The sequence below is a fragment of the Propionivibrio sp. genome (genome assembly GCF_016790145.1).
Classification (GTDB): Bacteria; Pseudomonadota; Gammaproteobacteria; order Burkholderiales; family Rhodocyclaceae; genus Propionivibrio.
Genome location: NZ_JAEUOI010000016.1, coordinates 1 through 23,984 on the forward strand (window position 1 = coordinate 1; position 23,984 = coordinate 23,984).

Sequence of the window (23,984 nt, forward strand, 5' to 3'; positions counted from 1 at the left end):
CGATATTCGCCTGCTGAGCGCAGCGGACGGCTACCGGGGCATCAAGATTGCGCGCGACACCGTGCCGGATGTGATCCTGATGGACATCAACCTGCCTGGCATCAACGGTCTCCAGGCGCTTAAAATACTGGCTGAAGACCCGGCCACTGCCCACATCCCGGTGATCGCACTGAGTGCCAATGCCATACCGCGCGATATCGAAAAGGGACTGGAAGCCGGATTCTTCAGATATCTCACCAAACCGATCAAGGTTGCGGAGTTCATGTCCACGCTGGATGTGGCCCTGCAATTTGCAACAACAGAGCGTAACAACGCAGCCAACAAGGAGCCCGCATGTTGATCACTGAATCCGAAATCCTCAGCGCCAGTATCCTGATTGTTGACGACCAGGAATCCAATATCAATTTGCTAGAACAAATGCTGATCGAAGCCGACTACACTTTTGTCACCTCGACCAAGGATCCGCACGAGGTCTGCGCTCTGCATCGAAAACACCACTATGACCTGATCCTGCTCGACCTGCAGATGCCCGGCATGGATGGTTTCCAGGTGATGGAAGGCCTGAAGACCAACGAAGCGGACAGTTTTCTTCCGGTTCTGGTGATCACCGCCCAGCCCGGCCACAAGCTGCGTGCGCTGCAGGCCGGCGCCCGCGATTTCATCAGCAAGCCCTTCGACCTGCTTGAAGTCAAGACGCGTATCCGCAACCTGCTGGAAGTTCGCTTGCTGTACAGGAAACTCGAAAATTACAGCAGGGAGCTGGAACAGACCGTGCAGGAACGGACCGCCGAACTGCGCGAAAGCGAAGCACGTTATCGCAGTCTGACCGAACTGGCCTCCGACTGGTACTGGGAGCAAGACGAGAACATGCAGTTCACCAAGGTTTCCGGCCCGGTACTGGAGATGCTTGGAATCCGCGTCGACAACCTGAGCGGAGATGCCGGAGATGCAGTCGATACACAATTGGCCGGCTGGAACAAGGAGGAGCGTGACTTGCTGCAGGCGACCATTGCCGCCCGGCAACCGTTTCTCGACTTTGTGTTCACCCGCGTCAATGCCGATGGCACGCAGCAGAAATTTCAGGTCAGCGGGGAGCCCATGTTCAACCAGTCCTGCCGCTTCCTCGGTTACCGCGGGATCGGCTTCGAACTCTCCGGCAAGCATTGAACTCAGTGTGGATGTTTAGTCATGTCAATCGCTCCTAGTCCTAATCAAAATCATCTTCTCGCCGCCTTGCCGACGGCTGAATTCGAGCCACTGGCGGCACAACTGGAACTGGTTCTGATGCCGCTCGGGCAGATGCTTTACGAACCCGGCAGTCAGTTGCAGCACGCCTATTTCCCGACGAGCTGCATCGTCTCGTTGCACTATGTCACCGAGTCGGGCGCGTCGGCCGAAACCGCCGGTGTCGGTAGTGAAGGTGTTGTCGGCGTTTCGCTGTTCATGGGCGGGGACACCACGTCGAGCTCGGCCGTGGTGCAAACCGCAGGCCACGCCTACCGGCTGGAGCGGCACAAACTGTTGCAGGAGTTCAATCGCGCCGGCCTGCTGCAGCGCCTGCTGCTGCGTTACACGCAGGCCTTGCTGACGCAGATGGCGCAGACGGCGGTGTGCAATCGGCACCATACGCTGGAGCAGCAACTGTGCCGCTGGCTACTGCTGACGCTGGATCGCCTGCCGACGAACGAGTTGATCATGACCCAGGAGCTGGTCGCCAGCATGCTCGGTGTGCGCCGGGAAGGGGTTACCGAGGCGGCCGGGAAGCTGCAGCGCGCCGGCTGTATCAGTTACCGGCGCGGCCACATTGCCGTTCTTGACCGATCGGGGCTGGAGACCCGCGCCTGCGAGTGCTACGCCGTGGTCAGGAAAGAAATGAACCGCCTGCTCTCCGATGTGCAGTATCGCCAGGGCATTTGACTGCCGCCTGCCAAGCGCCTCCGGCGCAGTGACGGCTGGCGCAAACACCGTGGCCCGAGGCCAGGCTTCGCGCTCATTCCGGGCTTGACCCGGAATCCAGTTCGTAAATCAAGACAGTTTTACTAACATTCTGATCAGATGAACGAATCTGGATTCCGGCCTACGCCGGAATGAGCGCAAAGCCTGGCCTCGGGCCACGATGGGTTTATAGAACAGATTCACCCGGCTGGCCAGGCGCTGCGTTTCACACCCTTACTCGGCTGCCCAGCGAAAGTCGATTGTACTGAGCTTTGTCGCGCCGACGGCAACCTGGCGTTTTTCCGCCTTGCCGGCGAAGCTGGCGACGATCTGGTAATTGCCTGCGGGCAAGCGGGTTAGGAGCCACGGCCCTGCGCTGGTAGTATCCAGAATGGTTTTGCCTTTCGCGTCAATGATTACGACTCTGACGTCGCTCACGTAGTTGCCAGACTTCATGGCGAACACCAGTTTTAGATTGAATTCACTGGCCATCATATTTAGCCTGTCGATCGACTCGTCTCCGACACCGCCGGAGACATAGGATATGCCTCCGGGGGTTTGAGCGATTGTTTCCTTGTTGTCGGCGGCGAGCGCAAGGAACGATGCTGAGCCAAGCAAAATGGCGGCACAGCCATACGAAAGTAATTTGCTCTTCATGCCAGGATTCGGTTTCATGTGTCGATACTCCAATAACAATTTGATGGCCCATGCTGCGCGGAGTGATTCAAGCCATTGGTGGAGTAATTATCCTCATCCGAGGAACGCCATCTGTGCGCTGGCGCACACCCGTCGATAAATTTCAGGGCGAACCGATTTTGCAGATTCTGTAGCTCGGGTGAGCGCAGTGTCCCCCAGGTGGATTTTCTTCGCGGCAAAACCCGACGAGTTTTATAGCGGGAAGAATAACTTTCCGCGTGTTCTTTTCCCAACGTGCGCCATCGCACAGAGCCTGTCGGCGCAAAAGGGGATGATGGCCTCTGTAACGGGCGGTCGGGCGTCCTCGGGACCAATATTTCCTGCTCCTGCAGGGCCATGCTCCTGCCCTCGGCCACAAATAAATCCTGACTCATGGAAAGCAATCATCTTGGACATCAAGACTCCTGTGGATGTGAAGGATGAAGGGTCGGGCTGGCTGGGCCGCTTGCGCGCACGCATGCCGCGGGCTACCCGCTGGATACTCCTGGCAGCCGCCTGTGTTATGTTGGCCGGTGGCGCGTACTATGCCTGGTGGGCAGGATTCGGTCAGGACAACCCGGCCGACAGCCTGATCACAACGCTGGCGCAGCGGGGTGATCTTGAGGATACGATCACCGCGACCGGGACGCTACAGCCCAAGGACTATGTCGACGTCGGCACGCAAGTTTCCGGGCAACTGAAAAAGCTGCTGGTGGATGTCGGTACCGTCGTCACCGCCGGGCAACTCCTCGCCGAGATTGACCCTTCGGTGTATCAGTCCAGGGTCGACGGCGATCACGCCCTGTTGCTCAACCAGGAGGCGCAACTCGCTGACCGCCAGGCGCAGCTTGTTCTTGCCCGCCTGCAGTTAACCCGGCAAAAAAATCTCGACCGCGAAAATGCAACCACCACCGACGCCTTGCAGAGTGCCGCAGCGACGCATCAATCCGCGCTGGCGCAGACCGATGCCATCCGTGCCCAGATCAAGCAGACCGGATCGATCTTGCGCGGTGACGAAGCGAATCTGGGCTACACCAGGATCTACTCGCCGATTGCCGGAACCGTCGTTTCGCAGACAGCCAAACAGGGGCAGACGCTTAATGCCAACCAGCAGGCACCGATCGTCATGCGCATCGCCGATCTGGCGACGATGACGGTACAGGCTCAAGTCTCGGAGGCCGACGTGTCCAAGCTGGTTATCGGCATGGACGTTTACTTCACGACGCTAGGTGGCAATAGCCGTCGCCACTACGGCAAGTTGCGCCAGATTCCGCCGACGCCGACAGTGGTCAACAATGTGGTGCTCTACGATGCCCTGTTCGACGTCGAAAATCCGGACCAGGCGCTGATGACGCAGATGACGGCACAGGTTTTCTTCGTTGCGGCGAGCGCCAGGGACGCCGTGCTGGTGCCGGTCGCTGCGCTGGGCCCGCTGGCAGCGAGCGGTCAGACGCCACGAGCCGGCGGCGGGCGCAAGGCTTCGGGCCTCGATCCGCGCGGCCAGTACGCAGGCGGCAAGGCGCTGGTCAATGTGCTCGACGCCGGCGGCAAGGTCACCGGGCGCGAGGTGAAAGTCGGCGTGATGAACCGCATTTCGGCGCAGATTATCTCCGGGCTGGAGCCGGGCGAGAAGGTGGTGATCGGCAGCCGCTCACCGGCAGCCGAGGATCAGTCGAAGCCGTCCAGTGCGCTGGCGCCCACCGCTCAGAAGGGCGGCCGCTAGTGGGCTCTGCGCTTCCCTTGCGTGCTGCGGGCCGACCGGCCAGCCAGACGGCGGGCAGAGCGCTGATCGAGCTGGTTGATGTCAGCAAGACCTATCGCAGCGGCGAACTCGATGTCGAAGTGCTGCACGGGGTCAGCCTGAAGATCTACCAGGGCGAGTTTCTGGCGATCATCGGCGCCTCGGGTTCGGGCAAGACGACGCTGATGAATATCCTCGGTTGCCTCGACCGGCCGACGAGCGGCAGCTACCACTTCAAGTGCGAGGACGTTTCCGCTTTCGGCCGCGACGAACTGGCGAGACTGCGGCGCGAGGATTTTGGCTTTGTTTTCCAGAGCTACAACCTGATCGGCACCGCGTCGGCACTCGAAAATGTCGAGGTCCCTGCCGTCTACTCGGGGATGACGCCGGCCGACCGCGATGCGCGGGCGCGGGAACTGCTCACCTCGCTCGGACTTGGCGAGCGCCTGGCACATCGCCCGAGCCAGCTCTCCGGCGGCCAGCAGCAGCGCGTTTCGATCGCCCGCGCGTTGATCAACGGCGGGCGCATCGTCCTCGCCGACGAACCGACCGGTGCCCTCGACAAGCAGAGCGGAATCGAAGTGATGGCGCTGCTGCAGGACCTGTCGCAGCGCGGACACACCGTGATTCTGATCACCCACGCCCCCGACATTGCGGCGCAGGCGCAGCGCACGATCGAGATCAGCGACGGGCGTATCGTCAGCGACTCCGGTGTCAGTGCTCCATCCTCCCCGCCAACGACTCCGTCGGTCCCGGCTTCCGGCTCCGCAGCGCGGCAGATGCTGCCCGAGCCGGTGCAGGGCGCAGAGGAAGGCGGCGCCTCGCTGCTCGGCGGCGCGCTGGAGGCGGCGAAAACCGCGGTTCGCGCGCTGCGCGCCAACCTTTTCCGCACGGTGTTGACGCTGCTTGGCATCGTCATCGGCGTCGGTTCGGTGATCGCCATGCTGGCCATTGGCGACGGTGCGAAGCAACTCGTTCTCGATCGCATCAGCGCGATGGGGACCAATCTGCTGCTGATCCGCCCGGGGCCACCGGATCGCCGCGGCGTTGGCGGCGCCGTCGCCTCGCTGGTGCCGGAGGATGCCGAGATGATTGCTGCGCTGCCCAATGTGCTTGCCGCCGTTCCCGAGCTCGGCGGCAGTGTCACCGTGCGTGTCGGCAATTCAGACTACCAGACGCAGGCCACCGGGACGGCGGCGACCTTTCCGGTGGCGCGCAACTGGCCGGTCAGCAAGGGCGTTTTCTTTTCAAGCGAAGACGTAAAAAGCTATACGGCGGTCGCGGTGCTCGGGCAGACGGTTGCCGACAAGCTGTTTGCCGAGGGTTCGGATCCGATCGGCCAGTACGTCGTCCTCAACAACGTGCTGTTTCAGGTGATCGGCCTGATGGCGGCGCGCGGGGCGTCGCCGCAGGGGCAGGATCAGGATGACGTGGTGATGGTGCCGCTGACCACCGGTGGCCTGCGCCTGTTCGGTCAGCGCTTCCTGCGCAATGTCACGGTGGCGGTCGACGATGTCACGCGCATCGACGAAACGCAGGCAACTGTCACGGCGCTGCTCAAGTCGCGCCATCAGAGCGCCGACTTCCAGATTCGCAATATGTCGTCGATCCTCGACACGGCAACCGATACCCAGAACACGCTGACCGTGCTGCTTGGCTCGGTTGCCGCGATCTCGCTGTTGGTCGGCGGCATCGGCGTGATGAACATCATGCTGGTGAGCGTCACCGAGCGTACGCGCGAGATCGGCATCCGCATGGCGACCGGGGCGCGCACGCGCAACATCCTGCAGCAGTTCATGACCGAGGCACTGGTCGTCTCATTGCTCGGCGGGGTGATCGGTGTCGCACTCGGGCTTGGCGCTGCAGCACTGGTCGGCTGGTTCGGAACACCGGTCAGGTATTCGATCGGCCCGGTTTTGCTGGCCTTTGGCTGCGCCATGGCAACCGGAATCGTTTTCGGTTACATGCCGGCGCGCAAGGCGGCGCGGGTCGATCCGATCATTGCCCTGGCAACATGATGCCCGACCACGGACCCGCACAAGGGCGCCGCGGCAAGTTCGCTTGTGCCATGCTGCCCGCCGTGCTGGTGCTTGCCGCCTGTTCCATCGCCAACACCGTGCCTCTGGTACCGGAAATCGCCTCCGACATGCCGACAGCCTGGGTCGAGCCGGCGTTCTCCGACGCCGACGCGGCGGTAAGCGCACCCGGGTGGTGGCGCAACTTCAACTCGAAGGAATTGTCGGCACTGATCGCCGCCGCCCTGAGTGCCAATCCGGACCTGGCGATCGCCGGCGAGCGCGTACACCAAGCGGAAGCTCAAGTGCGGATTGCCGGCGCCTCGCTATTTCCGGAGCTGAGCGTCGGGATGGGCAGCGCGCGTGGCAGAATCCGCCCGGACGGCGCTCCTTGGGTCACCAATGATGTGTCAAGCGCCACCTTCACTGCCAGTTATGAACTCGATCTGTGGGGAAGGAATGCCGCCGGAGTGAGCTCGGCCGAATCTACGCTGAGTGCCAGCCGCTTCGACTTCGAAAGCGTGCGCCTGACGCTGGTGGCGGGTGTGGCCAGCGCCTATTTCCAGGTGCTTTCGCTGCGCTCCCGCCTGGTCATCGCGCGCGAAAACCTGGTCATTGCCGATCGTGTCCTGGCCGTGGTCGATTCCCGCGTGCGCAACGGCGCGGCTTCCGCGCTCGACCTGGCCGGCCAGCGGACGGCCGTGCTCGCGCAACGCGCCACCATTCCGCCGCTCGAACTGCAGGAGCGACAAACGCTGTTTGCGCTCGCCTTACTGCTCGGCAGGCCGCCCGAGGGCTTCACTGTGGGCGTCAATTATGGTGTTGACACAAGCGCTGCGAGCGTTACTGCAACTTTATCCGATCTGGCCGTTCCGCGCGTCGCGCCCGGCCTTCCCGCCGATCTGCTGACCCGTCGCCCCGATCTTGCAAGTGCCGAAGCACAGCTTGCCGCCGCCCATGCCAATGTCACAGTAGCCAGGGCGGCTCTGTTACCCGCAATCCAGCTCACCGGATCGGCGGGGCTGGCGAGCAAGGTGCTGCTCAATTTCCTGAATGCACCCACGGCCGCACTGGCGCTCGGCGCGTCGCTGGTGCAGACAGTTTTCGATGCCGGCAGCCTGCGCGCCCAGGTCGATGTGGCCACATCGCACGAGCGCGAGCTGGTCGAAAATTACCGGAAGGCCATCCTCGCCGCACTGGCGGATGTCGAAAGCGCGCTCGCCGCGAACAGTCTTACGGCAGATCAGGAGTTGCTGCAGGAACAGATACTGGTTCAGGCGCGACTGGCCCTCAGGCTGGCAGAAATCCGCTATCGTGAAGGTGTCGACGATTTGTTGTTCGTACTGCTCGCGCAGCGCACGCTGTTCCAGGCCGAGGATCAGCTTGCACAAATCCGCCTGTCACGTCTGCAAGCCTCGATCAGCCTGTTCAAGGCGCTCGGCGGTGGCTGGAAAATAAACGAGACAGCGCAGGACGCTGTGCCTAACTGGAGATCGCGATGACCGTATTTCGTTCGCTCAAATGGATCGCCGCAGTTGTTCTGGCAGCACTTGTGCTGGCGGCTGTTGTTATCGGAACTGTCGGCTGGAACTGGCTGCGCGGGCCGATCGAGCGCATGGTCCTGGATAAAACCGGGCGCGAACTGGTCATTGGTGGCGATCTTGAGCTCAGGTTCGGCTGGCCGCATCCCCGCCTGCATGCCAGTTCAGTGACCTTCGCCAACCCCGGCTGGGCCAGGGAAAAGCAGATGGTCACTGCCGACGCGGTGGACATCACAATTGATTTGGCGCAACTGCTCCAGTTGAAGATCGTATTTCCCGAGGTCAGGCTTGCGCGTGGAACGATCTTTCTCGAGCAAGGCAGCGAAGCTCGAAAGAACTGGTTGCTGGATGTCAACCAGCAGGATGAGGCAGCACGCATCCTGATTTCCCGCCTGGCCATCGATCATGGAACGCTCGGCTATGACGATGCCGGTCAGAAGACACGCATCCGCGCCGAACTGTCGACGCTGGATAGCTCGACAGGCCCACAGCCCGACGCAGATGGGCTGTCCTTTACCGCACACGGGCAATACAAGGGCATGCCGCTCAAGGCGCACGGCAAGGGTGGGCCCATACTGGCCCTGCGTGACGAAAGCACGCCTTATCCGCTGCAAATCGAGCTTGCTGTGGGCCGCACTTTCGTCAAGGCCAATGGCACCATTACCAGCCTGGTGAAATTTACCGCGATGGACATGCACCTTGCGCTGCGCGGCGACAGCCTGGCGCAACTTTTCCCCTTGCTCGGCATCGCCTTTCCGGAAACACGCGCTTACGTGACCGAAGGGCAAATTGTTCATGGTGGAACAACGTGGCGGTACGAGAAATTTTCGGGGCGCATCGGGGGCAGCGATATCGCCGGGACATTCCAGGTCGATAGCGGCGGAAAACGCACGGCGATAGAGGCCGATCTGGTTTCCAGGCAGCTCGATCTGGCCGATCTTGGCCCCTTGATCGGTTCCCGGCCCGGTAGCCTCGAAGCGGCCAGAGAGGCGGCTCCAGAACCTTCGTCAAACGTTACTCCGACACCTGCGACCGCCCGCGTGCTGCCGTCCAAGCCGTTCAAGACCGGGCAATGGGACAGCATCGACGCGGAGGTCACCCTGAAGGCCGGAAGCATTCGCGCCGATGATCTGCCGCTGGAAGACCTGGTGACCCATCTGAGTTTGCGCGATTCGGTGCTGACGCTCGATCCGCTCGATTTCGGCGTCGCTGGCGGCCACCTCAGCGGCGTCATATCGCTCGATGGGCGGAAGGATTCGATTCAAGCGCAGGCCAAAATCAAGGCGAGAAAAATTCTCATTGCCAAGCTTTTTCCGAAGGTCGAACTGAGCAAAACCAGCATCGGCCAGATCAACGGCGAGTTCGATCTGACCGGAAACGGTAACTCGGTTGGACGCATGCTGGCGACGTCAAACGGCAAGGTCGGACTGGTTATCAAACGGGGCGAAATCAGTCAGTTGATGATGGAAAAAGCCGGTCTGCATCTCTGGGAAATTCTTGGGCTGAAAATGACCGGCGACCGGCTGGTCAAGGTGCGTTGCGGAGTAGCCGACTTTGATGTCAGGGATGGCAAAATGATCGCCGATGCGCTCATTTTCGACACCGAGGTGACGACCCTGATCGGTAGCGGCAGCATTGATCTCGGGCAGGAAACGCTGGATTTGAAACTCCTTCAGAAAACCAAGAACACCAGCCCACTGGCCTTGCGTAGCCCGATTTACATCCGCGGCAGCTTTGCCAGGCCGGATATCGGAATCGACAAAGGGCCGGTCGCCGCGCGTGTGTTCGGCGCCATTGCGCTGGCCATGGTCAATCCGCTGCTGGTGTTGATCCCATTGATTGACCCTGGTCCAGGTGAAGACAGCGATTGCCGGCAACTGATCCGGGATGCACAGGCTCTGCCGCGACAACAGCAGAAGCAGCGGTCAGGTGTTATACCCGCAAGATGAAGCGGCATGTATTCCAATGAGCCATCTTGAGAAGCTAGCTGTGTATGTGATGCGTGGAGTATTGCCGAGGATTGGCGAGGGGAGCAAGCTGCGATTCTTGCTCCATTTGGGTCCCAGAAGCTGTGAATTGATGGATAAACATCTCCCAAGTCGTGGCCCGAGGCCTGGCTTCGCGCTCATTCCGGCGAACTCCGGAATCCATTACCTTCTTCTGAAATCCATTAAACCAATCAGATAAACGAACTGGACCCCGGCTTTTGCCTGGGTGACGAGCGTGGAAATCAGGCTGTAATGATTTCTTCACGAGGCCAATCCTGGCCACATTTTCAACAGAAAATGCAAAAGCGCCTGCCGGCCTTGAGTTTTCAGGCCGCTTGCAGGCACTTGCAATTCCTGCCTGCGTCAACCGGCCCGCAGACAGGAAAGCCCGGCTTAAAGCTGGGACTTGAAGTAATTGAAGGAATGGATAAAGGCATCGCGCACTTTTTCCATTTCGCCGACCATGGTTTCCCAAGTATCTTCGCCGGCGGCCTTCAGTTCATCGAGTTTGGCGACTGCGAGTTTGGATTGATGCCGCAGTTTGGTCATTTCTTCCTTGTATTTGGCACGCGCATCTTCTTTCGCTTCCTGCGCCTTGGCTTCCAACTCGCTGATCTTTACGTTCAGCTCGTCGAGTTGAAGTTTCATTTTTGCCACATAGGCGTCTCTTTTTGTCATGGTATGTGCTCCTTGCTGTTGAAAAAAGGGTCTAGAGAAACCACGAAACGGGTGTTATCGATTCATGTTCCTTCTCCATGTATGACCACAATAGCCCTTCGGAAAAATGAGGTCTGTGCGATAGCGTACATTGGAGAAGATATTGATCTGCCGTCGCCTGGATCGATGCATCACAAGTAGATGATTCGCTTACGCCGGCCAAAAAACAGGCCCTCGGGCATGGGAATGCTCCGAGGGCCGCGACCAGCCAATCGACTTCAGAGGATGGGAAGAAGTGGCGAGTCCAGTTGCATGTTGCTCTGAATCCTTGCTGAAATCTGTACGCTGGCGCACAGAAGCGAAGGTAAATAGAGCGTAGATTCAAAACGTAACTTCAGACGGCCGCCAACCATTTCGGGTGAGTGGATTTTGTCAATCTTTGGAAAGGAATTCCCATGAAATATTCAATAGTGTTTTCATCCGTACTGATCGCTCTGTCCCTGGGCGCTTGCGACAAATCGACTCCGGCAATGCCCACCGTGGTTACCGTCCCCGTTCCCGGACCCGCCGGACCGACTGGGGCCACAGGTTCTACAGGAACCACCGGATCGACTGGCGCAACCGGGAGTGCAGGAAATACCGGAGCTACGGGTGAAAAAGGAAAAGCCAGCGGCGACACGGTGATTGTCGTTCCGCCATCGCCTCCCGCACGCTGATTTCATTCAGGAAGGGGGCCGGGACGCTCTGCGGAGCAGGCATCACGCTTGCTGCCCGTGTTCCGGCTCCTGCTCTAGCGACGGAGACAGCGCATGGTAATTCGATTGACCAAGCTGCTTGCCGTGGCTGTATCTTGCCTGCTCGCTGCGGACGGTTGCGCGACCTTGCCTGATACCGATGCCCTCATAGAGCGGCACAGCGGGCAGGCGGCCCGCTTTGAAAATGCCAGGGGTCCGCTGACCACGCAGAAAAGCGCCGCTATCCTCGCCGAGCTCAAAAGCAAATCCGGCGACATCGATATTCTTGAAAAGCAGATTGTGCTGGAACAGGCGATTGTCGGCAGCCCCTTGATCCTGGGCAACAAGGTCACCCTGCTGCAGGACGGCAAGGCGACCTACTCGGCGATGTTTGCTGCCATCCGCAAAGCCCGGAATCATATCAATCTCGAATCCTACATCATTGAAGACGACGAAATTGGACACCAGTTTGCCGACTTGCTTCTGGAAATGCAGGGCAGGGGAGTTCAGGTCAACCTGATCTATGACAGCGTTGGTGCATTCAATACACCGAAGACCTTCTTCGAGCGTCTGAGCGCGGGCGGGATCGAGGTTCTTGAATTCAATCCGGTCAATCCGCTGGCAGCAAAAAAGGAATGGCTGATCAATAACCGCGACCACCGCAAGTTGCTGGTGGTCGACGGGCGGATTGCGTTCATCGGCGGCATCAATATCAGCAGTGTTTATTCTTCGGGGTCGAGCCTCAGGCGGAACAGAAAAGTGACGGTGAAAGTGGCGGAAAACACGGTGGCCTGGCGCGATACCGATCTGCAGATCGAAGGTCCGGTAGTCGCCGAGTTGCAGAAGCTTTTCATCGAGACATGGGAAAAGCAGAAGGGCAGGACGCTGGCCGCGAAAGCCTATTTTCCGGTACTGGAAGTGCAGGGGAAAGACATCGTGCGTGCTATCGGCAGCACTCCCGACGACCCCTACAGCTTGATCTACCTGACACTGATCTCGGCCATCGGCAACGCCGAAAAGCAGGTGAGCCTGACCAATGCCTACTTTGTCCCCGATCCGCAACTGCTGAAATCCCTGATCGATGCCGCGGGGCGCGGTGTCGACGTGAAGTTGATCCTGCCCGGTCATTCCGACTCCGACGTGGTGTTTCATGCGGGCCGCTCACACTATTCCGCGCTGCTGAAAGCCGGAGTCAGGATCTACGAGCGACGCGGGGCGCTGTTGCATTCGAAGACCGCATTCATCGACGGTGTCTGGTCCTGCGTCGGCTCGACCAACCTCGACTGGCGCAGTTTTCTCGACAACGACGAGATCAACGCGGTGATCCTGGGGCGTGATTTCGCCGAGAAAATGCAGGCCATGTTTGCCACTGACCTCGAAGCTTCCGAGGCCATCGATCCGGAGAGTTGGGAACAGCGATCTCCACTGCTGCGTATCAAGGAATGGGGAGCCAGTCTGTTGCAGCGCTGGCTGTAGCACAATGTCGTTATCGCTGTCAGGGTCAAACCACCGAGCCACCGGGGACAGCACGCCAAGTTTGATATGGATCCGTCGGTGTGCCTGACCGGAAAACCCGGTCAGTCATGACCGACATGAACGAGCAATTTGCCAAAGTTCTTGCCCTGGAGCAGGCCGATGAAAGCTTGCGGAGCGTTCTCGAGGCCTTCGATGATGTGCTCCCGTATCTTGATCCTGTCCTCCTTGAGCCAGATGTTCATCTGCTTCAGGAATTCACCGAAGCGATCACCGTAGTCGTCGAAAATGATGAAGCCCTGCATCTTGATGCGCTTGGTGAGCAGCGTCCGGGTCAGGAGCCCCAGACGATCCGGACCTTGCGGTAAAGCGGTGTCGTTGTAATGGGCGATCAGGCCGCACAGTGGAACGCGAGCACGGGCGTTGAGCAGGGGCAGGACGGCATCGAAGACTGCACCGCCGACACTTTCGAAGTAGACGTCGATACCTTTCGGGCAGGCCGCCGCCAATTGTTGCGGAAAATCGATGCTGCGGTGGTCTATGCAGGCATCGAAACCCAATTCGTCGACCACATAGCGGCACTTGTCTGGACCACCAGCGATACCGACTGCGCGGCACCCCTTGATTTTGGCGATCTGTCCAACCACCGAACCGACGGCGCCGCTGGCTGCGGCAACGACAACGGTTTCGCCCTCTTTCGGTTGGCCGATGTCGAGCAGCCCCATGTAGGCCGTGAAGCCAGGCATGCCCAGAACGCCAAGGGCGAGCGAGTGGTGTCTCATGTCGGGATCGAGTTTGATCAGGCCCGTGCCGTCCGAAAGAGCATAGCTCTGCCAGCCGCTGAAACTGCGCACCAGATCACCTGGCTGGTAATCAGGATGCCGGGAGGCTTCCACGCGCGAGAGGGTGCCGCCGACCATCACCTCACCCACGGCCACTGGTGCGGCATACGAGGGGGCGTCGCTCATGCGACCGCGCATATACGGGTCGAGCGAAAGATACACGGTGCGCAGAAGGATCTGGCCGGACGATGGTTCAGGAACGATGCATTCTTCAAGCAGGAAATTATGCGCGCTCGGTGCGCCGACCGGACGGGAGTTCAGAACGATCCGGTGATTGACGGTGTTCTCTCTTGGGGTAATTATTGATCCATCGGAAGTGGATAGGGTGCGATGTTCCATTTATGGACTCCTGTAAAAGGTGTATGGGCAGGTTTTCCGTAGCGTCGATCGTACCGACTAGTCGGGGCTATGTGGCCGGGCTTTCCTTGATTCTGTTCGCTGTAACACGAAACCACTGTGACTTGATTGCTTCGAGCAGGAACAGGCTGAGTAAACCTGCTGCCGCGCATAGAGCAAGATCATCCCAGTGCAATCGGCCAAAATTAAATAGCGATTGCGCCGGGGGCCACGACAAAGCCAATGCGAGAAGTGCCCCGATGCTGCCAACCAGAATCCACAGCGAGCGGTTGGGGCGCATGAACGCGCGGATGAGTGACGACTTGAACGAACGGTTAACCAGGATGAGCCCGATGTTGATGAGTATCAGCGCCGTGAACACCAGAGCGCGCAGATCCGGATCAGGTACATCCATCCGTGCCGCACCAATGTAAACGCCTGCCAGGATGGCAAAAACAATCAAGCCTTGCAATACTGCCCACAGAATCCGTTTGGGAAGGAGCAGGGGGCTCGCCGGATCGCGCGGCGGACGTTGCATGACGTCGTCTTCCTCCTGTTCGGCTTCAAAAACGATCGAGCATGCCGGATCGATCACCATTTCCAGGAAGGCGATGTGGATCGGCGTGAGAATCAGCGGCAGACCCAGTAGAAGGGGAAGCAGTGCGAGTCCGGCGATCGGGATATGCACCGCAACAATGAACTCGATTGCCTTGCGCAGGTTGTCGTAGATACGGCGCCCGAGTCGGATTGTTTTGACGATCGAGCCGAAATCATCGTCGAGCAGCACGATGGCGGAAGCTTCACGGGCGACATCCGTGCCGCGCCCACCCATGGCAATGCCGATGTTCGCCGCCTTGATGGCCGGGGCATCGTTCACGCCATCGCCGGTCATGGCGACGATCTCGCCGTTGGTCTTGAGGCTCTGCACAATGCGCAGTTTCTGTTCGGGACGGATACGGGCGAAGATCGACGTCGATTTCACACGCAGGGCGAGTTGATCGTCAGTCAGGGTTTCGAGCTCGTCGCCGGAGAGCACTTCCGTCGAGTCGATCCCCGCCTGCTTGCCGATGGCGCGGGCCGTTTCCGGATAATCACCGGTAATCATCACCACGCGGATTCCTGCGGAGCGGCATTCCGCCACGGCGGCAGGCACATTGGGACGCAAGGGATCGGCGAAGCCGATCAGGCCCACATACTCGAAATTGAGACCTCGTGGTGTGTCCGGCAGGTTCTGTTCCTGCGCCGCATTCGGAACAGTGGCCCTGGCTACCGCGAGCACACGAATACCATCGCCGGCAAGCGCATCGACCCGTTGGCGAATCTTGAGGAGTCGATCTGCGGGCAGGTGACACAGTTCAGCGATCGCTTCGAGCGCGCCTTTGGCGTAGGCCGTGCCCACGTTATTGCCTTCGCCGGACAGAATGTTTGCGACCGCAAACAGGTCCGGTCTGAGGCCATAGGCGCGGATCAGCGTGTGTTTGGGGAAGCTTGCCGCATTTTTCCCGATCTGGGATTGCGCCAGCGTGTGAATGGCGATATCCATCGGGTCGGTGGGTTCGCGTGGGCAGGCAAGCAGGGCCGCTTCCAGCGTTTCCCGGATTTTGTCATCTGCTGGCTTGTTTTCTTTAGGATGCCAGAGCATGTCCTCGCTGTGTATGGCGACAAGCGTCATGCGGTTTTCGGTCAGCGTGCCCGTTTTGTCGGTGCATAACACGGTCGTCGCTCCGAGCGTTTCAATGGCCGATGCGCGCCGGGTGAGCACCCGAGCCCGCGAAATGCGCCACGCCCCCATGGCCATGAACACGGCGAGGACGAGCGGGAATTCTTCAGGCAGCAACGACATGCCGATGGCGATACCGCCAAGCATCGCCTCAAGCCACGATCCGCGTAACAACCCGTAAAGCAGAACTACCAACCCGCCGGCGAGCAGGCCAATAATGGCGAAGTTGCGAACCAGTCCGTGGATTTGAATTTTCAGGCGCGGCTGTTCTGTTTCAATGCTTTCAAGGGCTCGGCCGATCTTGCCCATCTCACTGCGGATACCTGTGGCGTGGACCAGGGCTTGTCCGGAACCGCGCACAACCAGCGTTCCGGCAAAGATATGGGGCAGGTCTTCACCGCCGGGCTTGGGTGCGGTCGCTTGTCCTTCCGTTATTGGCGAAGAATCCGGTGCCTGTTTGCGAACAGGAAGGGATTCGCCGGTCAGCAGCGATTCGTCGAGCAACAGATCTTGTGCGGAGACGAGCGTCGCGTCGGCTGCAACGCGATCACCCTCTGCAATAATGATCAGATCGTCACGGACGACCTCCCTGCCGGCAACCAGTATCCGCTGGCCGTCGCGGACCACAAGCGCGCGAGGACTGGCGAGGTTGCGCAGTGCTTCCAGTACGTTTTCACTGCGCGATTCCTGAACGATGGTGATCGTTACCGAAAGGGAAGCGAACAGTAGCAGGAGCAAGGCTTCTGTTCGACTTCCCAGGAGCAGATAAACGATCCCGCCACCGATCAGTAGCGCAAACATGGGCTGACGCACCACTTCGAAGAGGATGCGCAGGAATCCGCGTTTGCCGGGTGATGGCAGTTCGTTGAAACCGTCCTGCTTCAGACGCTGTGCTGCTGCTACCGCGCTTAGCCCGGTAATGGTTTTCGATTCAGTGGTCACTTGAAGGACTTGAGCAAGGCTTCAAACTTCGTTTTCAGCGACTCGGCGTGAGGCGTTACCGCCGGAATATCGCGCTCGATACCCAGTAGTTCATAGACTGCCATCTGGGCTGCGCGCACCGAATACTCGACGGTAAAGACGACATCATCGGGAATTTCGACGAACTGGCTGATGAACGCCAGATTCTTCGATCCATAGGGTACGGGCAGCGGCCGATCACCAGCCAGTCGCGGCATGAACATGCTGGTGATGTAGGGCATCCGGCACGGAATGCAGTTGGCTTTTGCAACCGTCTCCGGATCGAAGCGCAGGTGGCCGCACAACTCCTGCAGGATTTCTGCGCCGTTGCAGTCGGCCATCGACTTGGCAACGAAATTTCCGATCCGGTCGGGGAACAGTGAGTATCCCCAGAATACCTGCACATCGTCAGGCTGGTTCAGAAAGTGGGGTTGAAAGGCCAGCACGATGGACATCAGCCAGTTCGAGTCCTTGAACGTTACCAGGCCGCCGATTCCTGGTAAATTTCCGCTGAATTGACTCATCTGGTCGAAGAATGCGGTGTCCTTCAGGGTGACGGTAAACGACGCCCAATAGGACTGTGCGATGCAGCTATTGAAGACCTGGGGATGGCCGAATTCGGGACGATCATGCGCCAGTTTTTCCCACAGCGTCCAGCCGCCACTATCGGTTTTGGTCAGCTTGGCCGGCGCACTGGTCATCGACCCGAGGCTCGAGGCGTCGGTCATCGAGCCGTTTTGCATGAAGACCAGTTCGTCGTCATTGACGGTAATTAACATGCTTTTGCCACGGCCGAGACAATGGATGCCGGTCACGACAAATTTGTCGTCAACGGTCTGGTATTCGAGGTCTGTCACCTTGCAGTCCGTAATCAAATGGACGCCCTGGGCTTTGAGCCAGGTCTGCAAGGGAAGGACCAGCGAGTCGTACTGGTTGTAGATGGTTCGCTTGACGCCCGCCAGCGTCTCGATGCGGGAGAATTCGAGCATGAAACGCAGCAGGTAACGCTTGAACTCAACGGCGCTGTGCCACGGCTGGAAAGCAAAGGTGGTTGACCACATAAACCAGAATTCAGTCTCGAAGAACTCGGGCGAAAACCATTCCGTGATACGGCTTGCACCTAGCGCCGTTTCATCGGCCGTGCTGAGTTTCAGCAATTCGACGCGATCCTGCATCGAGAAGCCCATGGACGTTACCGGAACCTGCGCGCGTCGACGGTCAACCAGTCTTGCCATCGAATGTGCCTGGTGTTTCTCGTTGAACTCGACGGTTTCGTCGAATACTGTCTTGCTCTCGTTGTTCAGTGAGGGAATCGACTTGAAAAGATCCCAGGTGCATTCGTAGTTGTCGGTGGTCAGCATCCGTCCGCCACGCAATGAATAACCACGTTCCGCATCTCCGGCACCGTCCAGGCTTCCGCCGAGTAGCGGTGATGCTTCCAGGATCGTGATGTGGCCGCCGGGCAGCTTGCCATCACGGATCATGAAGGCGGCGGCAGCCAGCGAACCGATGCCGCCTCCGACGAGATAGGCTTTGGAAGTGATCATGCTCATGTTGATTTTTCCTTAAAACACTCAGGTGAAGATGCGAATGGAGGTTTGGTTTCACCAGTAACACCATGAAATAATCCCGATGCTCCTTGGTGAATCTGGTGACTGGGTACTTCGTAGTCTTAGTTGTCCGACTCCTTGCGCCGGGATGCAGTGGCCTGCCAATTGCCTGCCACTTCGGCGCAAAAGCCTGCCAGCTTTTCCAGCACCGTCTGTACGGCACGATTCGCTGCTACGACGCCGCCGTAGGGATCTTCGCTGGTGGCCGTAACACTCTCGTCGAATTCCTGCCACGCCAGCACCTGGCGCGTGGTGTTGTCGACCATGTAGGCGCGCAGCGTGAAACGCACGCGGCCGGGTGGGCTGCCAACCTCATGCTGCAGGCGTATTATTTCGCTGTCGAGCCGCAGATCGCCGTCGGCGGCGCTCGGTGTCGACACGACGGCGCGGAATGCGCCGCTGTTTTCCAGCGCACTGACGATGAGCGGTGCCAGCATGCGCGCCGGCGTGTCGACCCATTCGCTGTGCGCATAGTATTCAAGCTGGTGAGCCTCGCGCACGTAGACGATGCGCTGGCTGTTGAAGCCCGATGCGGAATGCGTCGGATTGACAATCAGGGTAGGCGCTACCATTGACCGCTTTGCCGGTGCAGGCGTTAACGCCTTCGCTTCCAGTCTGACGCTATCTAGGGAATAGAAGGACGGTTGTTCCGTCGCCGGTGGCCGCAGTGCACTGCAGGCACTGGCCACGATGAGCAATAGCGCGGTGGCGGCAAGCCGGCAGGGGCGTGCGTTGAGTAAGCTGATCATGGTTTCTTCTGTCCTGGTGGTGTGCCTGTCGATGCTTCTCCCGGACCTTCCGGCACCGGTCGGCGACCGAACAGGAGACTCGAGGGATTGCGTTCGGTTTGCTCGGTCAGGCGGCGCAGCGAGATCGACAGGGCACTCAGTTCGCCGAGCAGGCGTTCCAGTTCAGGCAGTGTCTCTGAAGTGAAGCGCTTCACGTCGGCACCGATCGCATTGACCGTCTTTCCGGCGCTGGCACTTGTCCGGGCGACCTCGTTCCCCATTTTCTCGATCGCTTCGGCGCTGCGTTCGATACGATCGACGACCGGACCGAGCTGGGCCGATGCACTTGATGTGTTTTCGAGCGTGCGTCCGGCATTGGCCAGCCCCGCGTCGATGGTGTCCTTGCGTGCGGCGATGGTATGCGCGACGGTGGCGATGTCGGCGAGCAGACTCTTGAACGCCGCCTTGTTTTCGTCGCTGAGAATGTCGTTGATGTTGCCCGAGGTGCTGTCCAGCTTGGTCAGCACGGAGGTCAGCACATTCTCCAGTCGCGCGCTCAGCGAGGGTTTGGTGCGGATCTGCGGATATTCGTTGCCCGCCGTGACGCCGAGCGGCGGTGCATCGCGGGCGCCACCGCTCAGCTCGACATAGGTGATGCCGGTCAGTCCCTGTGTTTTCAGCACTGCTACGGTATCCTCCTTGATTGGCGTGCCGCGCTCGATGGCGAAGATCAGGTTCACCCGTTCCGGATTACCTGGATCGAGCTGGATCAAACGCACCTTGCCGACGTCAACCCCGTTGTATTTGACCGGCGCGTTTAGATTGAGTCCGGCGACCGACTCGTCTTCGACGGCCAGATACAAGTCGTATTTCTTCTGGAAAGCGCCGCCCGAGGCGAGCCACAGAACACCGGCAACGAGCACGGCGCCGAGGACAAGTACGAACGCGCCAACGAGCGCATAGTTCACTTTGGTTTCGATGATGGTCTCCCGATTTCATTGCTGGTTTGCACTTTTCCCTGTGGATTTTCCTGATCCTGCTCTTGTTCCTGCGCCGCTCTTCCGCGCGGACCGTCGAAGAATTTCCGGACGGCGGGATTGTCCATTTTCGACAGTTCGCGCATCGAGCCGGTGCCCTGCATCCTACCGTCGGCGAGGACGGCGACACGGTCGGCCACCTGCCACAACAGGTCGAGGTCGTGCGTGATCATGACGATGGTCAGGCCGAACAGGTCGCGCAGCTTGAGCACGAGCTGGTCGACTTCACCGGCACTTTCCGGGTCGAGTCCGGCGCTCGGTTCGTCGAGAAACAGCAGTTCCGGGTCAAGTGCCATGGCGCGCGCCAGCGACGCCCGCTTCATCATGCCGCCACTGAGTTCGGAGGGATACTGGGCACCGACCTCTGGCTTGAGACCGGTCATGGAAAGCTTCCACGCGGCGATTTCATCGATCAAGACGTCATCAAGAGCGGTGTGCTCGCGCAACGGCAGGCCGACATTTTCTTTCACCGTCAGCGAACCGAACAGGCCGCCATGCTGGAACATCACCCCCCAGCGCTGGCGCAGCGCCAGGGATTCACCGTCCGCTTCATCATCGCCGAGCTTCTGCAGGTCGACGCCGAGAACCCGGATCGAGCCGGAGTTCGGGCGTTGCAGCAGGATCATTTCGCGCAGCAGGGTCGATTTGCCGGAGCCGCTGCCGCCGATCAGGGCGAAAATCTCCGCACGGCGAACTTCCAGGTCGACGTCGGTATGCACGACATGATCGCCGAAGCGTGTCGACACCTTGCTCATCTCGATCACTAGGGCATCGGCAGGCGCGTCGTTTTTCATGTCAGAGATCCAGCGCGCTGAAGGCGACCGAAAACAGGGCATCGGCAACGATCACCAGGAAAGTCGATTGAACGACGCTGCGCGTGGTTTGCCGGCCGACGCTGTCGGCCCCGCCTTTGGTACGAAACCCCTGAAAGCAGCCGATCACGGCGATGATGGCTGCGAATACCGGTGCCTTGCAAATGCCGATCAGATAGGCAGTGATACTGACCGCCTTGACGAAGCGATCAAGAAACTCGCCGAAGCCGACTGCGAGCTGCGCGCGCGCCATGATCATGCCGCCCAGCACACCGAGCACGTCGGCGAACACGGTCAACAGCGGCAGCGCGATCAGCAGCGCGATGATCTTCGGCAAGACCAGCATATCCAGCGGCGCGATGCCCAGCGTGCGCATGGCGTCGATCTCCTCGGTCACCGACATCGTGCCAATCTGCGCGGCATAAGCGGATCCCGAGCGCCCGGCGATGATGATGGCGGTGATCAGCGGGGCGAACTCGCGCAGCATGGACAGGCCAACGAGATCGGCGACAAAGATGTTGGCGCCGTAATGCCTGAGCTGGTCGGCGCCCTGATAGGCGACTACGATACCGAGCAGGAATGACAGCAAGCCGACGATGGGCAGAGCGTCCAGCCCGGCGCTACGGATGTTGAAAAGGATAGGGCGCCCTCTGAAGCGCGCCGGGTGCGCGATGCATCCGGCAAAGGCGAGAGCACATTCCCCGACAAAACTGAGCAGCGCCATGCTCTGTTCGTAAGCCGCTGCAGCATTCCGCCCCAGGCCCTCAAGCCCCGACCGGGAGGCACTGGCGAGCGGGGGGGTGTCGGTCTGATCGGCGGCCTGCTGCTCGACGACGTCAAGCAGCCTGGCAAATTCCGGACGCAGTTCGCGCATTTCTACGCGTGACCCCTCGCCGCGCAAGCGGCGCAGGAGTTTTTGCAGAACCCAGGCGCCCGCCGTATCGAGCGACTCGATTCGTGCGCCGTCGACGACCATACTTGCCGGCGCGGATAACGCGTCGAGTTGTGCTCCGATTGTGCCGATCCCGCGTGCAGTCCATGACCCCGACAGGGCCAGTTCTTCTGGCGTCGGCTGATCGATGGCGGCGGGTATCAGCGCAATGGTGTTCATGGATGAGCTGGAGACTAGATGAATTGTTTCATCCAGTATGTACGCCAGCGTACAGAGCTCATCAACGGAAACTGTCCAGCCTTCTGCCTATAACCTCCAGAAGGAAGTGGACTCCATCGCTGGAGTCTGTTTCCAATTCTTGAGGCGATCTTACGTCGCAGTACGATCGCTTCAAAATGCATTAAATCTGACGCCGCCACGCCGCTCGCCATTGCAAAGGCGTCCGAAAAACAGCAGTCCTTTCCAATTGAGAGAAAAGGAGTCACGCTTGACCAGAAACCATACGCTTTCAACCGTCCGGTTGATGGTGTGTTCCACCACGAAGTGGCTCAGCAATACGGCAAAGGCTCAGCCCCATCGCATCGCGATCTTCTAGCCATTTGAGCTGTCCGTACCCTCTCCGGCATCACCACGACCTATGACTACGATGCCCTCGACCGCAATAAAAGCGGAACCTGCTTGAATGCTGGTACCAATGCTCGCAGCCCTTGCGGCGCGGTTGGCAGTGTTAAAATGATCGACGATAAAAACAATCGATGGCAGGGTGAGCAGACTATGGGTTACGAACAGATCGCTGCGGTTGATCTTGGCTCCAACAGTTTCCGTTTGCAGATCGGGCGTGTTGTTGACGACCAGATTTATCCGCTCGATACTTTGAAAGAACCGGTTCGTCTGGCTTCCGGGCTGACCCGTGAAAAATACCTCAATGAAATTGCGCAGCAGCGTGCGCTTGAGACCTTGTGTCGATTTGGCGAGCGTTTGCGCGGTTTTCAGCCTGAAGCGGTGCGTGTGGTGGCGACCAATACCCTGCGCGTGGCCAAGAATGCGCGAACATTTATCCCTCAGGCCGAAGCCGCTCTTGGTTTCCCGATCGAAGTCATCGGCGGGCGCGAGGAAGCCCGCCTGATTTACATCGGTGTCGCACATACACTGCCTCTCGACAAACACAAGCGCCTGGTCGTCGATATCGGCGGTGGCTCGACCGAATTCATTATCGGTAAAAAACTCGATCCTCTGGCCATGGAGTCGCTGTTCATGGGTTGCGTCAGCTATACACTGCGCTTCTTCCCGGATGGCAAGGTGGATAAGAAGCGTTTCAGCGAGGCCGAAGTGTCGGCCGCGCGTGAAATTCAAACGATCGCCCAGGATTACCGTCGCCTTGGCTGGACTGAAGCGGTCGGTTCTTCGGGCACCGCGCGCGCCATTGCCGATCTGCTCGAAGGCAACGCCTTGAATCCCGATGGACTCAGTGGCATCACCCGCGAGGGTCTGTCCAGGCTGCGCACGATGATCATTCGCGCCGGTTCGGCGGCTGAACTGAAGCTTGCTGGACTGAGCAGCGAGCGCCTTCCGGTTTTTGCCGGAGGGCTGGCGATCATGTCGGCGATCTTCTCCGAACTGCGTATCGAGCGCATGACCTATTCTGAAGGGGCCTTGCGCCTCGGCGTGCTCTACGACCTGCTTGGGCGCTTTCATCATCAGGACATGCGTGATGCGACAGTGCAACAGTTCATGCGGCGCTACCAGGTGGATGCCCGTCAGGCCGGGCGTGTCAGCCTGACTGCGCTTGATTTGCTCGGACAGTTGATCCGCGTCGATTCGACGGAACACGAGAGCGATGTTCGCTTTCTGCGCTGGGCCGTAGCGCTGCATGAAATCGGGATATCGATTGCGCATGGTGGTTTTCACAAACATGGGGCCTACATCGTCAGCTTTGCCGATATGCCCGGATTTTCAAAGAAGGATCAGGAACGCCTCGCGCAACTGTTGCTCGGGCAACGTGGCAAGCTGGAAAAGCTTCCGTCAGCGCCATCCGCTGACTCGATCTGGCGACTGGTTTTCTGCCTTCGACTGGCCGCACTTTTGCACCGCTCGCGCGATGATGAGCCACTGCCACCTGTCATGGTAAAGCAACTGGATAGCGGGTTTCAGCTTGAACTTCCCGCCGATTGGTTGCTCGCCAACCCGCTCAGTGCTGCGGCACTGGCCGATGAAGCCCTCAACTGGAAGCGTATTGGTTCGGCATTTCGGGTCAAGCCCCAGGGCCAACCGGCCGTGCTGGATTAGTC

Annotated in this window: 19 protein-coding genes; 10 read left to right on the forward strand and 9 right to left on the reverse strand. The window is 59.5% G+C overall.

Annotated elements, in window-relative coordinates; all coding sequences use genetic code 11:
- The 3 genes from JNM42_RS01485 to JNM42_RS01495 all read left to right on the forward strand — a co-directional run.
- Positions 1–340 (forward strand): response regulator (locus tag JNM42_RS01485; protein ID WP_294265071.1); only part of this gene is annotated, 340 nt, incomplete at its 5' end.
- A complete protein-coding gene (locus tag JNM42_RS01490; protein ID WP_294265073.1) occupies positions 334–1,167 on the forward strand; it encodes a response regulator in 834 nt (277 codons plus the stop codon). The genes JNM42_RS01485 and JNM42_RS01490, both read left to right, overlap by 7 nt.
- Before the next feature lie 21 nt (positions 1,168–1,188).
- A complete protein-coding gene (locus JNM42_RS01495; RefSeq protein ID WP_294265078.1) occupies positions 1,189–1,917 on the forward strand; it encodes a Crp/Fnr family transcriptional regulator in 729 nt (242 codons plus the stop codon).
- A 252-nt stretch (positions 1,918–2,169) separates the two neighbouring features.
- Here JNM42_RS01495 and JNM42_RS01500 read toward each other — a convergent pair whose 3' ends face one another.
- Complete coding sequence (locus JNM42_RS01500; protein ID WP_294265081.1) at positions 2,170–2,610, reverse strand: carboxypeptidase-like regulatory domain-containing protein; 441 nt, start codon at positions 2,608–2,610, stop codon at positions 2,170–2,172.
- Positions 2,611–3,019: 409 nt separating this feature from the next.
- On the opposite strand from JNM42_RS01500, the gene JNM42_RS01505 reads away from it, so the two are divergent.
- From JNM42_RS01505 to JNM42_RS01520, 4 genes are read left to right on the forward strand one after another with little or no spacing between them, the layout of a single operon-like run.
- A complete protein-coding gene (locus JNM42_RS01505) occupies positions 3,020–4,333 on the forward strand; it encodes an efflux RND transporter periplasmic adaptor subunit (RefSeq protein ID WP_294265085.1) in 1,314 nt (437 codons plus the stop codon).
- Positions 4,333–6,369, forward strand: a complete 2,037-nt coding sequence (locus JNM42_RS01510; protein ID WP_294265086.1) for a MacB family efflux pump subunit — start codon at positions 4,333–4,335, stop codon at positions 6,367–6,369. Before JNM42_RS01505 ends, JNM42_RS01510 begins: the two co-directional genes overlap by 1 nt.
- Positions 6,366–7,868 (forward strand): efflux transporter outer membrane subunit, encoded by a 1,503-nt coding sequence (locus JNM42_RS01515; RefSeq protein WP_294265088.1) that lies wholly within the window; start codon positions 6,366–6,368, stop codon positions 7,866–7,868. Before JNM42_RS01510 ends, JNM42_RS01515 begins: the two co-directional genes overlap by 4 nt.
- Positions 7,865–9,856, forward strand: coding sequence for an AsmA family protein (locus tag JNM42_RS01520; protein WP_294265091.1), 1,992 nt, complete (start codon positions 7,865–7,867; stop codon positions 9,854–9,856). The genes JNM42_RS01515 and JNM42_RS01520 overlap by 4 nt, the downstream gene beginning before the upstream one ends.
- 432 nt (positions 9,857–10,288) lie before the next feature.
- Here JNM42_RS01520 and JNM42_RS01525 read toward each other — a convergent pair whose 3' ends face one another.
- A complete protein-coding gene (locus tag JNM42_RS01525; protein WP_294265093.1) occupies positions 10,289–10,573 on the reverse strand; it encodes a hypothetical protein in 285 nt (94 codons plus the stop codon).
- Between the two features lie 434 nt (positions 10,574–11,007).
- Between JNM42_RS01525 and JNM42_RS01530 the strand changes: the two genes are divergently transcribed.
- Positions 11,008–11,268, forward strand: a complete 261-nt coding sequence (locus JNM42_RS01530) for a hypothetical protein (RefSeq protein WP_294265097.1) — start codon at positions 11,008–11,010, stop codon at positions 11,266–11,268.
- A gap of 93 nt (positions 11,269–11,361) precedes the next feature.
- Positions 11,362–12,762, forward strand: coding sequence for a cardiolipin synthase (cls, locus tag JNM42_RS01535; protein WP_294265099.1), 1,401 nt, complete (start codon positions 11,362–11,364; stop codon positions 12,760–12,762).
- Positions 12,763–12,863: 101 nt separating this feature from the next.
- Here the strand turns inward: cls and JNM42_RS01540 are convergent, their stop codons facing one another.
- The 7 genes from JNM42_RS01540 to JNM42_RS01570 form a co-directional block, all read right to left on the reverse strand.
- Entirely contained in the window at positions 12,864–13,940 is a 1,077-nt protein-coding gene (locus tag JNM42_RS01540; RefSeq protein ID WP_294265101.1) for an NADP-dependent oxidoreductase, read from the reverse strand.
- 67 nt (positions 13,941–14,007) lie between these two features.
- Positions 14,008–16,599: a cation-translocating P-type ATPase gene (locus tag JNM42_RS01545; protein WP_294265104.1), complete on the reverse strand. Its 2,592-nt coding sequence runs from the start codon at positions 16,597–16,599 to the stop codon at positions 14,008–14,010.
- The gene (locus tag JNM42_RS01550; protein WP_294265107.1) at positions 16,596–18,170 is read right to left on the reverse strand and encodes an oleate hydratase; all 1,575 of its coding nucleotides are present in this window, start codon (positions 18,168–18,170) and stop codon (positions 16,596–16,598) included. Before JNM42_RS01550 ends, JNM42_RS01545 begins: the two co-directional genes overlap by 4 nt.
- A gap of 119 nt (positions 18,171–18,289) precedes the next feature.
- Positions 18,290–18,976 (reverse strand): ABC-type transport auxiliary lipoprotein family protein, encoded by a 687-nt coding sequence (locus JNM42_RS01555; protein WP_294265110.1) that lies wholly within the window; start codon positions 18,974–18,976, stop codon positions 18,290–18,292.
- Entirely contained in the window at positions 18,973–19,923 is a 951-nt protein-coding gene (locus JNM42_RS01560; RefSeq protein WP_294265114.1) for an MlaD family protein, read from the reverse strand. The genes JNM42_RS01555 and JNM42_RS01560 overlap by 4 nt, the downstream gene beginning before the upstream one ends.
- Positions 19,920–20,786, reverse strand: coding sequence for an ATP-binding cassette domain-containing protein (locus tag JNM42_RS01565; RefSeq protein WP_294265117.1), 867 nt, complete (start codon positions 20,784–20,786; stop codon positions 19,920–19,922). Before JNM42_RS01565 ends, JNM42_RS01560 begins: the two co-directional genes overlap by 4 nt.
- Before the next feature lies 1 nt (position 20,787).
- Complete coding sequence (locus JNM42_RS01570; protein WP_294265119.1) at positions 20,788–21,915, reverse strand: MlaE family lipid ABC transporter permease subunit; 1,128 nt, start codon at positions 21,913–21,915, stop codon at positions 20,788–20,790.
- Between the two features lie 513 nt (positions 21,916–22,428).
- Between JNM42_RS01570 and ppx the strand changes: the two genes are divergently transcribed.
- Positions 22,429–23,982 (forward strand): exopolyphosphatase, encoded by a 1,554-nt coding sequence (gene ppx / locus JNM42_RS01575; RefSeq protein WP_294265121.1) that lies wholly within the window; start codon positions 22,429–22,431, stop codon positions 23,980–23,982.
- Positions 23,983–23,984: the final 2 nt, after the last annotated feature.